This is a genomic window from Ruegeria sp. F12 (assembly GCF_056533885.1).
Genome location: NZ_JBQFOV010000016.1, coordinates 37,531 through 52,203, shown reverse-complemented (window position 1 = coordinate 52,203; position 14,673 = coordinate 37,531). Strand labels below are relative to the sequence as shown.

Below are 14,673 nucleotides of genomic sequence, written 5' to 3'. Positions count from 1 at the left end.
GAGGGAAGCCATGGATTTCGCTTTGACCGAAGAGCAGACTGCGATCTTCGACATGGCATATGAGTTCGGGCAGAAGAACATAGCCCCCTATGCTCGACAGTGGGAGGCTGAAGGGACCATCCCCAAAGACCTGTGGCCACGTGTCGGAGAGCTTGGATTCGGCGGCCTCTACGTCTCTGAAGACAGTGGAGGTTCGGGCCTGTCGCGTCTGGATGCCACAATGGTGTTCGAGGCGTTGTCGATGGCCTGCCCGTCCGTCGCGGCGTTTCTTTCGATTCACAACATGTGCGCGAAGATGTTGGACAGTTTCGCCGGGGATGCGCTTAAAGCACGTATCATGCCCGATGTTCTCAGCCTGAATACCGTTCTCAGCTATTGCCTGACCGAACCGGGCTCGGGCTCGGATGCTGCTGCGCTGAAAACCCGCGCGGACCGCAGCAATGAAGGATACCTGCTGAACGGGACCAAGGCGTTCATCTCAGGAGGTGGTTATTCCGACGCCTATGTCTGCATGGTGCGCACGGGACAGGACGGTCCCAAGGGGATTTCAACGGTCTATGTCGAAGACGGCGCCCCCGGCCTGTCCTTCGGCGCTTTGGAGCAGAAGATGGGATGGAAAAGCCAACCCACGGCGCAGGTGCAGTTCGACGATTGCAAAATCCCGGCCGAAAACCTTGTTGGTGTCGAAGGCGACGGGTTCAAATACGCGATGATGGGCCTAGATGGCGGACGGCTTAACATCGCCTCATGCTCGTTAGGGGCCGCGCAAACGGGGCTGAATATGACGTTGCAATATATGTCCGAGCGGCAGGCCTTCGGTCAGTCCATCGACCAGTTTCAGGCGCTGCAATTCCGTCTGGCCGATATGGAGATCGAGTTGCAGGCCGCGCGCACATTTTTGCGCCAAGCTGCGTGGAAACTGGATCAGGGCGCGCCCGATGCGACCAAGTTCTGCGCCATGGCCAAGAAATTCGTGACCGAGACCGGATCGAAAGTGGTGGATCAGTGCCTGCAACTGCATGGCGGCTATGGCTACCTTGCAGACTACGGTATCGAGAAACTGGTCCGCGACTTGCGCGTGCATCAAATCCTGGAAGGAACGAATGAAATTATGCGCGTGATCGTGTCGCGCCAGATGCTGGCCAATCGCTGAGGGCGCTATGGCTGATATCGACATTCGAACAGCGGGCCGCGCCGGACGGATCACTCTGACCAGGCCCAAGGCCCTGAACGCGCTCAGCTATGACATGTGCATGGCCATCGACGCGGCGCTCCGCAACTGGCGCGAGGATGATGCGGTGGATCTGATCATCTTTGACGCCGAGGGCGACAAAGCCTTTTGCGCCGGAGGCGACATTGCCGAGCTTTACGAAACCGGCACCAAGGGCGATTTCGCATATGGTCAGACGTTCTGGCGGGATGAATACCGCCTGAATGCGCTGATCTTCGAATACCCCAAACCGGTCGTCAGTTTCCTGCAAGGATTTACCATGGGCGGCGGCGTTGGGATCGGATGTCACGGCAGTCATCGCGTCGTGGGCGAAAGCAGCCAGATCGCCCTGCCCGAATGCGGCATCGGTCTGGTGCCGGATGTGGGCAGTTCGCTAATGCTTGCGCTGGCCCCCGGTCGGGTGGGCGAATATCTGGGCATAGCCGGCCACCGTATGGGTCCCGCCGACGCGATTTTCGCTGGATTCGCCGATCACTACATCCCGACCGCGCAATGGGCTGACCTGATCGACATGCTCGAAGCCTCGGGCGACGCAAGCCTGCTGGCCGCCCATGCCCAAGACGCCCCTGACGGCAAACTGGCCGCGCTGCAAGACCAGATCAACATGCTTTTTGATGGTGAAGGGTTGCAGGACATCCTCAACACCCTGACCGCGTCAGACACGGATTTTGCGGCGTGCGCATTGAAAATGGTGAACCGAGGTTCGCCCCTTTCCATGGCCTGCTGTATCGAAATGCTGCACCGGCTGCGCGGGCCTAACCTGACCATTCGGAAAGCGCTGGAACATGAATTCCGCTTTACCTACCGCGCAAGCGAGCACGGAGATTTTCTGGAAGGTATCCGCGCACAGATTATCGACAAGGACCGCACACCCCGCTGGAAGCACCAAGACCGGACTGTCCCCATTGTCGAAGTGTCGCGGATGCTACAACCGCTGGGCAGCAATACGCTGACATTCGAGGAGGATTGAGGAATGAAGATCGGGTTTATCGGCCTTGGGAATATGGGCAATCCGATGGCTGCCAATTTGTCCAAGGCCGGGCACGAGGTTGCAGGCTTTGACATGGCAGACGTAGACGTTCCAGGCGTAGTTATGGCCGCTTCGGGGGCTGAAGCCGCCGTCGGTGCCGAGATCGTCATCACCATGCTGCCCAACGGCCAGATACTGCGTGCTGTCGCTGACCAGATCTTGCCCGCAATGGATTCGGGCGCGGTCTGGGTGGATTGCTCGACCGTAGATGTGGACAGTGCCCGCGCAGTCGCAGACCAAGCCGCTCAAGTTGGCGTCTTGGCCGTGGATGCACCCGTGTCCGGAGGGATTGGCGGTGCCGCCGCCGGAACCCTGACCTTTATGGCAGGTGGCATTGAGGAGGCCTTCGCCAAGGCCGCCCCACTGTTCGACATCATGGGGCAAAAGGCCGTGCATTGCGGTGGCTCTGGTGCCGGTCAGGCCGCCAAGATCTGCAACAACATGATCCTCGGCGTCACTATGATCGCCACCTGCGAGGCGTTTGCGCTGGCTGACAAGCTGGGTCTGGACCGGCAAAAGATGTTCGACGTGGTCAGCACGTCCTCGGGCTATAGTTGGACGATGAACGCTTATTGCCCCGCGCCCGGTGTAGGACCTGCCAGCCCGGCGGACAACGATTACCAACCGGGCTTTGCGGCGGAACTGATGCTCAAGGACCTGCGCCTCAGCCAGCAAGCGGCCGAAAGCTCGGATGCTGATACTCCGATGGGACAGGCGGCCACTGCGCTTTATGAGCAGTTTGTCGAGGCCGAGAACGGGCTGGGCAAGGACTTTTCTGCCATGCTGCCCCGGTTCGAAAAACGCGGACGCGGATGATATTATCCCGTGGGCGGGTATCTGCCCGCGGGGTTGACCGCCGACCTTCGGACCGCCATCTATCGAGTCAGAGCAGTTTTGTGTCGGAGATCACGATGTCACGCGTTTTGGCAGTTTTGTTAACAGTTTCCACTCTGGTGGCCGCTCCTGCGGCGGTGATGGCAGGCAATGGTAAAGGCAACGGCAAGACTACGGACAACGTTTTTCGCATCCCTTCGCAACCTGTGATTCAGGTCAAGAACAAGGGTGGCCATTGCCCACCGGGTCTGGCCAAGAAAAACGTACCTTGCGTTCCGCCTGGCCAGGCCAAAAAACTGTATCGCAACGGCGAGTTCATCAATAACGACTACCGCTGGATCAATGACCCTTACCGTTATGGTCTAGATCGCGGTTCGTATATCCGAGCTGGCGATTACGTTTACCGGGTCGACCCCGAAACGCGCAAAGTGCTGAACCTGATCGGCGCGGTCGTCGACATTCTGAACTAGGTCACACAACCTCAACGATAGCACCCAATTTTTGACGCAATTCTGCGTCATCACGATTCTCGTTATTGCGAGGATTGAATATGTATAGTGACGGTGCGATTTTTGAGTTCCGCGGCCCGTGGAACGTACCCATTCAATTGAACCAGAGCCTGATTTTACTGGTTCTGATCATCGTCGGATTCAGCTTCGACCCCGGGACCCTGCCCTATGCGCTTGGATTCGTGGGTATTTTGCTGGGCTCGATCCTGCTGCACGAACTCGGGCACGCTTGGGGTTGTTTGATCCAGGGCGTCCCCGTCAACCGCGTCGTCCTTTATTGCGGTGGCGGATTTTGCGAACATCGCCGCTCGACCTCGTCATACGAAGATGAGTTGATCGTGGCCATGGGGCCAATAGTGAACCTGACCCTTTGGGCGGTGTGTTCACTGGTCGAGCCCTTCGTTTCCTCTCCCGCGCTGGGTTGGGTTTTGGTCGTGACCGCACAATTGAACCTGTGGCTGGCGATTTTCAACATGCTGCCATTGATGCCGCTGGATGGTGGACGGCTGTTCCACGCAATGCTGAACCGCATGGTGAAACCCGTAACAGCGACCCGCATTGCCGGATTTGTCGGACTGATTGGCGTCGCCATGTGGCTGCCGATGATGGTGTTTGCCTATGTGAATTTCGGCTTTGTGTTTCTTTTCTTCCCACCATTACTGCGCCACTGGCATATGCTGCGATACGCGCAGTATTGACGCTATTCCGCCGCGACCTGTTCAGAGTTCAGCATCTGATTCAGGTATCGCCCAGTATGGCTGCGCTCGACGGCGGCCACATCTTCAGGCGTGCCGGTGGCGACGATCTCACCACCGCCATCGCCACCTTCGGGGCCGATGTCGATGATATGGTCAGCGGTTTTTACCACATCCAGATTGTGCTCGATCACAACGACCGTATTGCCCTGATCGACCAATTCATGGAGCACTTCCAACAGCTTGCGCACGTCTTCGAAATGCAGACCAGTCGTTGGTTCATCCAGAATATACAGCGTCCGCCCAGTCGAGCGTTTGGACAATTCCTTAGACAATTTCACCCGCTGCGCCTCGCCCCCGGACAAGGTCGTGGCCTGCTGCCCAACCTTGATATAGCCCAGCCCAACACGCGCCAGCGCATCCATCTTATCGCGGATTGAAGGCACGGCCTTAAAGAACTCCTGCGCGTCTTCTACAGTCATATCAAGGACATCGGCGATGGACTTGCCCTTGAATTTGATCTCCAATGTTTCGCGATTGTAGCGCGCACCCTTGCAGGTTTCGCAGGTGACATAGACGTCAGGCAGAAAGTGCATCTCGATCTTGATGACGCCGTCACCCTGACACGCCTCGCACCGGCCACCCTTGACATTAAAGCTAAACCGCCCCGGCTTGTACCCTCGCGCCTTGGCTTCCGGCAGACCAGCGAACCAGTCGCGGATTGGGGTGAAGGCCCCGGTGTAAGTCGCTGGATTCGAACGCGGAGTCCGCCCGATAGGGCGCTGGTCAATGTCGATGACCTTGTCGAGATGCTCCAGCCCCTTGATCGTCTCACAGGGCGCAGGCGTCTGCCGGGCGCCGTTCAATCGCATCGAGGCGGTTTTGAACAGTGTCTCAATCGTCAGAGTCGACTTACCGCCACCTGATACACCGGTCACACAAACGAACTTACCCAGCGGAAATTCTGCCGTGACGTTTTTCAGGTTATTCCCGGTGGCTTTGACGACCTTGAGCTTTTTCTTGTTCCCCTTGCGCCGGTCACTGGGCACAGCAATCTCGCGCGTGCCCGACAGGTATTGCCCGGTCATCGAGGCCGCATCGGCCGCGATATGCTCTGGCGTTCCATGGCTGACCACCTGCCCGCCATGCACACCGGCACCGGGGCCAATATCGAACACGTAATCAGCCTCGCGGATCGCTTCTTCGTCATGTTCGACCACGATCACCGTATTGCCCTGATCGCGCAGATTCTTGAGCGTCCCCAGCAGCCGGTCATTATCCCGCTGATGTAACCCGATCGAAGGCTCGTCCAACACATATAACACGCCCGTCAGGCCCGACCCAATCTGGCTGGCCAACCGGATACGCTGGCTTTCGCCACCGGACAACGTGCCACTAGAACGAGACAGCGTAAGATATTCCAAACCCACATTATTCAGGAATCCGAGGCGCTCGCGAATCTCTTTCAGAATCGCCCGAGCAATCTCATTCTTCTGTACGCTCAGATGGTTCGGGGCGTCCTCAACCCAAGCCAAGGCCTCACGGATCGACATCTGAACCACCTGCCCCACATGCAGACCCGCGATCTTGACTGCCAAAGCTTCGGGTCGCAGACGGTAGCCTTCGCAGGCCCCGCAAGGACGGTTGTTCTGATAACGCTCGAATTCTTCCCGAATCCAGGCACTGTCAGTTTCGCGATAGCGGCGTTCCATATTCGGAATAACGCCCTCAAAGCTGCGTGTCACCTGATAGACTCGCCCGCCCTCATCATAGCGGAACTGGATTTCCTCATCACCAGAGCCGCGCAGGAATACCTGTTGCACCTTGGCGGGAAGGTCTTTCCACGGGGTGTTCTTATCGAACTCAAAATGCCGCGCAATGGCTTCGATGGTTTGCAAGAAATAGGGCGACTTACCCTTGCGCCACGGGGCCAAGGCACCGTCATACAGCTTGAGCGTCTGGTCCGGCACCACGAGGCGTTCGTCAAAGAACAGCTCGACCCCTAACCCGTCGCAATCCGGGCACGCCCCAAATGGCGCGTTGAAAGAAAACAGGCGCGGTTCGATCTCGGGGATGGTGAAGCCGCTGACTGGGCAGGCAAAATTCTCGCTGAAGGTGATACGTTCCGGGTCGCCCTCCTTCGGGGCGGTTTCCAGAATCGCAATGCCATCCGCGAGATCCAAAGCGGTGCGCAGGCTGTCGGCCAGTCGAGTCTCCATCCCTTCACGCACAACAAGGCGGTCTACGACCACGTCGATGTCATGGCGGAATTTCTTGTCCAAAGTGGGCGGGGAATCGAGCTCATAGAACTCGCCATCCACTTTGACACGCTGAAAACCTTGTTTGCGCAGTTCAAGGAACTCTTTCTTATATTCCCCCTTCCGGTCGCGCACGATGGGGGCCAGCAAGTAGCCGCGCGTGCCCTCCTCCATCGTCATGATCCGGTCGACCATGTCCTGCACCTGTTGCGCCTCAATCGGCTGGCCGGTGGCGGGGCTAAAGGGCGTACCTGCGCGGGCAAACAAAAGGCGTAGATAGTCGTAGATCTCGGTCACGGTCCCCACGGTCGAGCGCGGGTTTTTCGACGTCGTCTTCTGTTCAATCGAGATCGCCGGAGACAGCCCACTGATGTGATCCACATCGGGCTTTTCCATCATGTCCAGAAACTGCCGCGCATAAGCCGACAGGCTTTCGACATAGCGACGCTGACCCTCGGCATAGATCGTATCAAAGGCCAGCGACGACTTGCCCGAACCAGATAGCCCCGTGATCACCACAAGCTGATCCCGCGGAATATCCACATCAATGCTTTTGAGGTTATGTTCGCGCGCGCCGCGCACCTCGATATTCTTCAGCTCAGCCATTCTTGGCCCCCTACACGCAAGTGACCTAGAAATAGGCGAGCAGCACTGAGTCTCCAACAGAAAAATTAGAACAAAGTGTGAACTTACGGATTATTGCCGATCACTCCTGACAAAACATGTGCGTCGGCGCGCAATGTGCTGAATGTTCAAAGTTCTGACTGAGATTTGAGAAATAAATGGCGCGGTTGACGGGGCTCGAACCCGCGACCCCCGGCGTGACAGGCCGGTACTCTAACCAACTGAGCTACAACCGCGCATCTATTTTTACGGCCTTTAACCTGGACCAAGGAGTGCAGCGATGGCGCGGTTGACGGGGCTCGAACCCGCGACCCCCGGCGTGACAGGCCGGTACTCTAACCAACTGAGCTACAACCGCCCGCTGCACGTTCGTTGCTGAACGTTGGGGTGTATTATGGCTCCGCTCGGGCAGCGTCAAGCGGCGTTTTGAAGTTTTTTCCGAATTCGGGAATTTTACCTTCGCCGAAGATCTCGGATCAACGTGTCATCACCGGTCTTGACAGCAGATCAGCCAACAACGCAAGTGGATCAAGCAGCAGGTGTTTTCGCCACAACCAAAAACTGTGTCAGCTTCGCCACATCGCACCTAATTCAACTGTGCCAGATACACTTTCCGCTCTAGCCCGATTAAGTCCGCAATTGCTCAGAAGGTCTCAAGAAGACCCTATTGCACAACGAAAAGAAAACGGAGCATAAACGTGAAAAAGTTGTTTATTAGCAGCGCTTTGTCAGCAGCAACCCTGACTGGTGCAGCACAAGCTGTCGAATTTTCCGGCGGATATTTGAATCTGGATTATTCTACGTTCACAGACACCGACTTCGGTGACGCCTACAACCTGAACGGTTCTGGAGAATTGGCATTTAACCGCGCATTCAGCACACAGCTAGATCTTGGCGTCCAGCGATTTCAGGACCTAAGCGAGACCGCAACGAACTGGACCTTGCACGGCAACTGGCACACCACCAACAACGCGTCTTTCGGCCTGTTTTACGGCCAGGAAGACCTGGACGATGCCGATTTCGAATTCTACGGTCTGGAAGCCGGATTTGATGCCGGACCCGCAGAGATCGAAGGTTATCTTGGGCGGCAAGATCTGACAAATGCCTCGGATCTGGATGGCACGCTATTTGGTATTTCGGCAAAAACCGAATTGGCTGATGCATGGGAACTGAACGCGAGCTTTGACATCGTTGACAACTTTGCAGGTGCACTGGACTACAACCTGTTTGCCATTGGCGCCTCTTATGCGGCTGCGGACAATGCCGAAGTCTACGGCAATGTCGGTGTTGCCCATATTTCGTCCCCATTGGTGTCCGGTAGCGAAAACGAAGCATATGTCAGCTTCGGCGTCCGTGTGAACTTTGGCAACGAGCGCGGCACCACCTTCGGTCAGCGTGGCGTTCTGTCCAGACTGCCAGGTTTGCCGGGTCTATGAGGACATTTTCCTCTCGGGGCGCGCCTCCGGGGGGACTTTGGTGCCGGGGTTAGAAAAACGAATCCCGGCTCTTGCGGCGGGCCAAGACTCACTGTAAGACGCCGCCTTACGGGTGATTAGCTCAGTGGTAGAGCGCTTCGTTCACATCGAAGATGTCAGCGGTTCAAATCCGTTATCACCCACCACTCCATTTTTCATTTACTTTTCAGCCCTTTACAGCCTGATTTTCCTACCCCAGAAGTATTGTCCGCACATACTGTGTGGGTTTTTGTACTAAGATTGCGCGTCAGGCGTCGAGCGCCAAACGTGCCTGAGCAACCACGTCTACCTTTTCAAGTTGAGCGTATTTCATGGTCTGGGAGATATTTGAATGCCCCAGAAGGACCGAGACTTGCTGTATCGAAAGGCCACGTTGGACCATCCGACTGGCATAAGTATCCCGAAGGCTATGCACCGTGGCGCTACCCCGTGTCAGGACAACCCGCTCCGACTTGTTGCAGTTGTCACGGATCACCTTACGCAGAAGTTTGATTGCTTCCTCTACGCCCTCGAAAGGCTGGTCCTGATTATGCAACCGTCGAAACAGGTCATGAACCCTTTGCGAGATAGGCACCAACGATACCGTTCCGGTCTTGGTCCGGTAGACTTCGATTTCCCGTCTGTTCAGGTCGATGAATTCCCATTCCAGAGTTACCGCTTCCATCAGGCGTAAACCCGTGTCAATCAGCACCACGCAAAGCTGTTCCGCCTTACGTGCCGTGATAGTTTCGTTCTGCGCCAGAACATCGAAGATGATCTTTTCCTCACGGTCAGACAGATACCGTGTCTTGGTAAAGCCTTTGATGCTCGGGTACTTCAGCTTCGGGCAGTTGTACCGATGCTCAAGCTTGTTGAACGCACGACGGATCGCTCGAATATCACCTTTCAGAGTGTTTTCCTTACGGCCCTGTTGACGACGAAAGTCCAGAAAGTCTTCCAGCATGTCTTGCGTGAAGTCAGAAGCGTTCATGTCCTTTGACGAAACGTATTCATAAAGGACACGATAGGACGCCCTGTAGATGCGTCTGGACTGTTCCTTGTCCAGATCAACCAATGCATGTTCAAAGCAGTCCTCAAGGCTGATTTCAGGCAGCTCTGCAAACTGAACTCGGTCAAGCGCATCTTGGTAGGCTTTCTGCATGACTGCCTTTGCCCCCTTTTTGTCGTTGGATAACCGCTTTGTTGAACCCCGGTATTGCTTTCCATCAACGGTGAACGAATACCACCAGAATGAAGAACCATTGCGTTTGTACAGTTTCATGAGTTGGTCTTTCTTGCGCTGGGCGTACAAAAAAGCCGCTCAGAATTATCCAAAGCGGCTCGTACGACGATTGTTTTTTTAAGTGATCTGATTGAGGTGGTGAGGTGTCAGGACAGCGACGTCACGACTCGATAGACTGACCTTTCGGAGATGTTCAGGTGTCTGGCTATCGCCCGTTTGCTAAGCCCCTCAGAAAGCAACTGCTCAATGTCCGTTGCCTTAGCTCTGGCAGTGGGCTTTCTTCCCTTGTACTTGCCTTCGGCCTTTGCCTTGGCGATGCCTTCCCGTTGACGTTCCAGCATCATCTCCCGTTCAAACTGAGCCACGGAACCCAGAACATTCAGCATCAGTTTCCCGGTGGCATTTGACGTATCCAAGCCTAGGTTCAGCACCCAAAGGCCAATATTCCTTGCTTCTAGGTCGTCCACAATTTCCCCGAGATGCTTCACAGACCGGGCCAGTCTGTCCAGTTTGGTCACTACCAGAACGTCACCTTCCCGGCAGAACTCCATAGCGGCGTTGAGGGACTCTCTGAGGGCCACAGAGCTTATCTGTTCCTCGTACACCTTCTCGCACCCAACGCCCCTCAGTGACTCTCTCTGAGCCTCTAGGGATGCTTTCTGTTCCAGTGTCGACGTGCGAGCATATCCGATCATCATGTGATGGTCTCCTTGTTTGCCAATGATGTTTTAGAAGTTGCGGCAGGGTGTCTGCCAAAAGTCGAGACCGACTCCATGGACAGACATTTGCGCCACGCTCTGAAGCTGACACATGGGCATGGTTTATCGGCAGAGGCCAGCAAGCCGTATAGCGCTGGGCAGTTGGCCAGACAGAATTCATATCCGAATAATGAGGGGGCGGGGGTTTTCAGAAAGCGACTTCAAAAATCGGGGGTTTTAAGTGTTGTTATTGTTGTTGTTTGGAAGTCGACCATCTCACGAAGGACGATTGTAAATATTTGTACTCAAATCCATTTCTCATTCTTCAGGGAATTCAATTAAAAAACTCTGTCCGGCTTCAAGAGAGTAGCGCAATCCCGATTCAACGACTTTAGCAACTAGAGTCACACAGTTAGAATTCACCACTTGTACGTCTTTTCGTTCTATCATCGGCAAGAAGCCACCAGCGACTCCTTCATAGTGTCCAACGAAGTCTTCCAAGGACTGCAGCCCGTATACATCTCCCTTTATTCGTACGGTGCTCGATCCCGTTTCGCCGAACTTCAACCCTCTTACTGTAAACTCAACCTGCTGACCGTTGTTGAGAGTAAGGACGCCTTCTCCCTGTCTAAAAGCGACGAATATTCCTCTCTTTTGGCCTTCCAATGTGAAGGTTCCTGATTTGTCGGGGTTTTCTGGACATTTCCTGCTTGCGGTTTGGGCGAAAGACTGAGCCGTAGGTTGATACACCATCCAACCTACAAATAAACCTACGCACAGATAAAATACAGAAGCTTTTGTTTTATTGCGCATTTTTTCCTCACTCAATGAGTTCCCAACACTTAACGTGAATTGCATTTCAAAAATTTTCTTATCGGATTGTGACCGCGTGATGATGCTTGTATCTGCGGGTGTAAGGCCTCATCTTGGCTACTTCGCAATGTGATACCAAGCGGCACCCGACACACTCGCCTATCCGAAACAAAGCTGAAGCTCGCGAAGCTAATAAGTATCATAGTTCCTCTTCTGCCCCCAAAATCGTGGCAGAAACCGGTACTCGCTTTTGCTCAGGCGTCATCTCAACGCTTGTCGCGGTACCGGGCACATGAGTAGCTCGAGCAGCTTGCGGTACACTATCGCGGCGATTCCTACGCCAAACGACAAACAGTGAGAACGTGAGCGCGATGACCAAGCACATCAAGAATATGTTTCCATCGCCAAATAACTTACTCACAATTGCTGCAAGAACAGGCCCCGTCACACCGCCGAGCGTCCAAACGAAGAGTAGCGTTACTGCTGCAGAAGGAACGTAGACCGGCACAGTTCGATCCATTCCATGCGCGACTAGCAACGAATAGGTTGGGAGAAGCAAGCCACCCAAGAGGAAAACCAAAGCAAACCCAAAAAGCTGCCACCCTATACCATAGTCGCCCTTGGCAGCCGCGGCGTCGCCCTTGCCCAAAACAACGAACAGTAACAGTATCATAGCGGTTAATACAGAGACGCCAGCAATCAAAATCCGACGGTCCATTTCGTCAGAGGCTTTTCCGAGCGGGAACTGGAAAAAAATGCGGCCCGCGTAGGCCAATCCAATTCCAATAGCAATTGTCCTGGGATCGAGCCCCAGCACGCTGGCACGAAACGGAACAACTGTTAACATAACAGTGACTAGAAGACCGTTTATAAAAGCGCCGACGAACGCTGTGGGCGACTCTCTGAAGACTTCGCTAATCCTAATATTCGCTGTTCCTCCGGGACTCGCAGGATTGGTCCGCGTTGTTGCAAGCACGACAATTGCGAAGCAATAGAACATCGAGACAAGAACAAAGGCTTCTGAAAGCTCGGCTGATTGGTTAATGACAATCCCTTGGCTCAGAACCGACACGATGCCGAGAACGATTGCGTAAACTGCGAGTATGCGTCCTCGGTTTTCAGGTCCGGCAGTGTCATTGATCCAAGCATCGCCGATAGCGTATAGACCTGCCGTCGCGAGCCCGGTGATGAACCGAACAAACACCATTATGACTGGTTCTTGGGTACTCGACAGAATTAGAGTGAAAAGCGTGCAAATCGCAGCGGCCGCCGTGAAGGCCCGGATGTGCCCAATCCGAGCTAGCGGCTTAGCGATGTAAAAACAGCCAACCATAAACCCAAGCGAATAAGCTGCAGCGACAATCGAAGCGGCTTCTTGAGTTCCTCCAATCGACGCGATTTGAAGAGCGACTAGCGTTCCCAGGGCTGCTGTTGCTAACTGTATCGCACCAACAGAAACAAATAGTGCGCGTAGTGACAGAATTTGGGCGTTCACTTTTCTTTCCCTAAATACATAACTACTCCAACGTCGCTTGCTTTTGCATTGGCTTGCGAGGAGGCTCACTTGCTGGGATTGCTTTCCAAGCCAGCCACAAGTGTCTCATTCGACCAGTTTCTCTCAAACCGGAGGAAACCTATTGCAATCGCTCGGGCTGGACTGAGTAATCCAACCATTGAGCAAATACGCTTTGTCGCCGTCCACCGCTTCTGGAATGGTAGATCGTAGCCTCATGCCGATGTTATGATGATCAAGTTTCGCTTGCTCTATCTTTCTGAGGAACGGCGTTACCATTTCACGACAAAATCCCGGCAATGGCTTGATCGATTGCAAAACTTTGCTTTGCAATGGTCATCAAGCCGCGTGTTTTCTCACAGCGCGGCGGCGTTCCGTCTCGAAGCTAGAGGAAAGCGCTGAATCTACGCCAAGTTGACATAAGGCTCCCGCAGCCATGATATTTAGTTATGAGTGAAATGACGTTTGGGCGCGTTAGCGATTTAAATGGGCTACCTGAGTTAATTCTAGCTTGGGGTGGAGAAGAAGCGCTGCGCCGCACGTTAGATCGGCAGATTCTTCCTTACGAAATTTTGGACGACCGTGACGCTGTCATCCCCATGAAAGACATTATCGGGCTGTACCGAAACGCCGCTGAAGTAACAGGCATTCGATCTTTTGGCCTTAAGGCTACTGAAGGAATAGAACTGAGCGAATACGGTGCAATGGCAGATTTTGTCCTTTCCGCAAAAACGCTGAAAGGTGCGATCGCTAAGTTTAAAACCGGGCTACCGTATTACGAAAGTGGGAGTGAAATCTCAGTACAGTACTCAGAAAATGAGTGCACTATAGGTTATCAGAACCTTTTCCAGTCTATTGTTGGTTTTCGCCAAGCAGGTGATATGACCCTGCGTATTCTTGAGGCCGTTATTCGAGCCTATCTTGGTCCTGAATGGTGCCCGAAGAGCATAAAATTAGCGTGTTCAAGTGGACCTTGGGAGCAAGACTATGAAGATACATTCGAAGCGCCTGTGCATTTTTATTCGGACAGCTTTGCGTTCGTTTTGGACCGGGATCAATTCGAAGAAGCACGGGCCATTCAAGCCTCCAATGGCGATGCACTGGTTTCCCTCGCCGACCTAAAGCATTTGGGTGAAGATTTGCCGCTAGATTTTATTGGGTCGGTCGCTCACCTGATCAAGATACACTTGCCGGATGGAAAGAGCGGTCTTGAGGAAACCGCCCGCGCTTTGGCAATGGGCCCTCGCACCTTGCAACGTAGGCTTGAGGCACACGGTATCGGATTCCGAGATTTATTGGAGCGAGTTCGAATGCAAAGGGCATGTGAGCTTTTACGAGGAAGTGAGGCGACAGTGGCGATCATTGGCAACGAGCTTGGTTACTCCGCCACTTCACATTTCACACGCGCGTTTACACGAGTATTCGAAGTTTCACCAAGCAAATACAGATCTGAAATAACCGCGTCAGCACGATTGATGTAGACCCAGCTTGCAAAATCTTGCGGAACTTTCCTGACCGAATGTGGAGGTCTCATTTACTAACAGGGAGCGCGCTTTTTGATGGGCATACTTCGGCAAGCATTGTTCTCCCTAGTTTTGTGCCTTGCACTACTAAGTTGTACGCGTCCGCCGGATCTTATTGGCATTGAAAATCCGGATGTGTCGCCATCCCAGGTGCCGGGTATAACAAGCCATAAAGTTTTCATCATGACATCCAGAGCTCGAAGTGGCGTTGAAGCTGAACTATATTCTCGTCAACGATCAGGGCAACT

The 14,673-nt window shown here is 54.1% G+C and carries 13 protein-coding genes and 3 tRNA genes; 9 read left to right on the top strand and 7 right to left on the bottom strand.

The window, feature by feature from the left end:
* Window positions 1-10 precede the first annotated feature (10 nt).
* The 5 genes from ACR0CA_RS18060 (at window position 11) to ACR0CA_RS18040 (ending at window position 4,302) form a co-directional block, all read left to right on the top strand.
* Complete coding sequence (locus tag ACR0CA_RS18060; RefSeq protein ID WP_480900517.1) at window positions 11-1,153, top strand: acyl-CoA dehydrogenase family protein; 1,143 nt, start codon at window positions 11-13, stop codon at window positions 1,151-1,153.
* Between the two features lie 7 nt (window positions 1,154-1,160).
* On the top strand, window positions 1,161-2,201 hold the full coding sequence (locus tag ACR0CA_RS18055; RefSeq protein ID WP_480900515.1) for an enoyl-CoA hydratase/isomerase family protein: 1,041 nt from the start codon (window positions 1,161-1,163) through the stop codon (window positions 2,199-2,201).
* A gap of 3 nt (window positions 2,202-2,204) precedes the next feature.
* Window positions 2,205-3,077, top strand: a complete 873-nt coding sequence (mmsB, locus tag ACR0CA_RS18050) for a 3-hydroxyisobutyrate dehydrogenase (protein WP_170791081.1) — start codon at window positions 2,205-2,207, stop codon at window positions 3,075-3,077.
* A 95-nt stretch (window positions 3,078-3,172) separates the two neighbouring features.
* Entirely contained in the window at window positions 3,173-3,565 is a 393-nt protein-coding gene (locus tag ACR0CA_RS18045; RefSeq protein ID WP_480873667.1) for a hypothetical protein, read from the top strand.
* Between the two features lie 80 nt (window positions 3,566-3,645).
* Window positions 3,646-4,302, top strand: a complete 657-nt coding sequence (locus ACR0CA_RS18040; protein WP_170791085.1) for a site-2 protease family protein — start codon at window positions 3,646-3,648, stop codon at window positions 4,300-4,302.
* Window positions 4,303-4,304: 2 nt separating this feature from the next.
* On the opposite strand, the gene uvrA is transcribed toward ACR0CA_RS18040, so the two are convergent.
* The 3 genes from uvrA to ACR0CA_RS18025 all read right to left on the bottom strand — a co-directional run bounded on the left by uvrA (window position 4,305) and on the right by ACR0CA_RS18025 (window position 7,539).
* Entirely contained in the window at window positions 4,305-7,163 is a 2,859-nt protein-coding gene (uvrA, locus tag ACR0CA_RS18035; RefSeq protein ID WP_480900511.1) for an excinuclease ABC subunit UvrA, read from the bottom strand.
* 177 nt (window positions 7,164-7,340) lie between these two features.
* Window positions 7,341-7,417: transfer RNA gene (locus ACR0CA_RS18030), tRNA-Asp, on the bottom strand.
* 45 nt (window positions 7,418-7,462) lie between these two features.
* Window positions 7,463-7,539, bottom strand: a tRNA-Asp gene (locus ACR0CA_RS18025).
* Window positions 7,540-7,879: 340 nt separating this feature from the next.
* On the opposite strand from ACR0CA_RS18025, the gene ACR0CA_RS18020 reads away from it, so the two are divergent.
* Both ACR0CA_RS18020 and ACR0CA_RS18015 read left to right on the top strand, forming a co-directional pair.
* On the top strand, window positions 7,880-8,617 hold the full coding sequence (locus ACR0CA_RS18020; protein ID WP_480900510.1) for a porin: 738 nt from the start codon (window positions 7,880-7,882) through the stop codon (window positions 8,615-8,617).
* A gap of 110 nt (window positions 8,618-8,727) precedes the next feature.
* A tRNA-Val gene (locus ACR0CA_RS18015) sits at window positions 8,728-8,802 on the top strand.
* Window positions 8,803-8,903: 101 nt separating this feature from the next.
* Here ACR0CA_RS18015 and ACR0CA_RS18010 read toward each other — a convergent pair.
* From ACR0CA_RS18010 to ACR0CA_RS17995, 4 genes are all read right to left on the bottom strand, one after another.
* On the bottom strand, window positions 8,904-9,797 hold the full coding sequence (locus tag ACR0CA_RS18010) for a tyrosine-type recombinase/integrase (protein WP_214648752.1): 894 nt from the start codon (window positions 9,795-9,797) through the stop codon (window positions 8,904-8,906).
* A gap of 227 nt (window positions 9,798-10,024) precedes the next feature.
* Window positions 10,025-10,576, bottom strand: a complete 552-nt coding sequence (locus ACR0CA_RS18005) for a recombinase family protein (protein WP_170751026.1) — start codon at window positions 10,574-10,576, stop codon at window positions 10,025-10,027.
* A gap of 318 nt (window positions 10,577-10,894) precedes the next feature.
* Window positions 10,895-11,404, bottom strand: coding sequence for a hypothetical protein (locus ACR0CA_RS18000; RefSeq protein ID WP_170354053.1), 510 nt, complete (start codon window positions 11,402-11,404; stop codon window positions 10,895-10,897).
* 184 nt (window positions 11,405-11,588) lie between these two features.
* Window positions 11,589-12,884, bottom strand: coding sequence for an MFS transporter (locus tag ACR0CA_RS17995; protein ID WP_170354052.1), 1,296 nt, complete (start codon window positions 12,882-12,884; stop codon window positions 11,589-11,591).
* Between the two features lie 249 nt (window positions 12,885-13,133).
* Here ACR0CA_RS17995 and ACR0CA_RS17990 point away from each other — a divergent pair, with 249 nt between their 5' ends.
* Together ACR0CA_RS17990 and ACR0CA_RS17985 are read left to right on the top strand one after the other, a co-directional pair.
* Window positions 13,134-13,304 carry a hypothetical protein gene (locus ACR0CA_RS17990; protein ID WP_170751020.1) on the top strand — a complete coding sequence of 57 codons (171 nt, stop codon included), beginning with the start codon at window positions 13,134-13,136 and terminating at the stop codon, window positions 13,302-13,304.
* A 47-nt stretch (window positions 13,305-13,351) separates the two neighbouring features.
* Window positions 13,352-14,383, top strand: a complete 1,032-nt coding sequence (locus ACR0CA_RS17985; protein ID WP_480900508.1) for an AraC family transcriptional regulator — start codon at window positions 13,352-13,354, stop codon at window positions 14,381-14,383.
* Window positions 14,384-14,673: the final 290 nt, after the last annotated feature.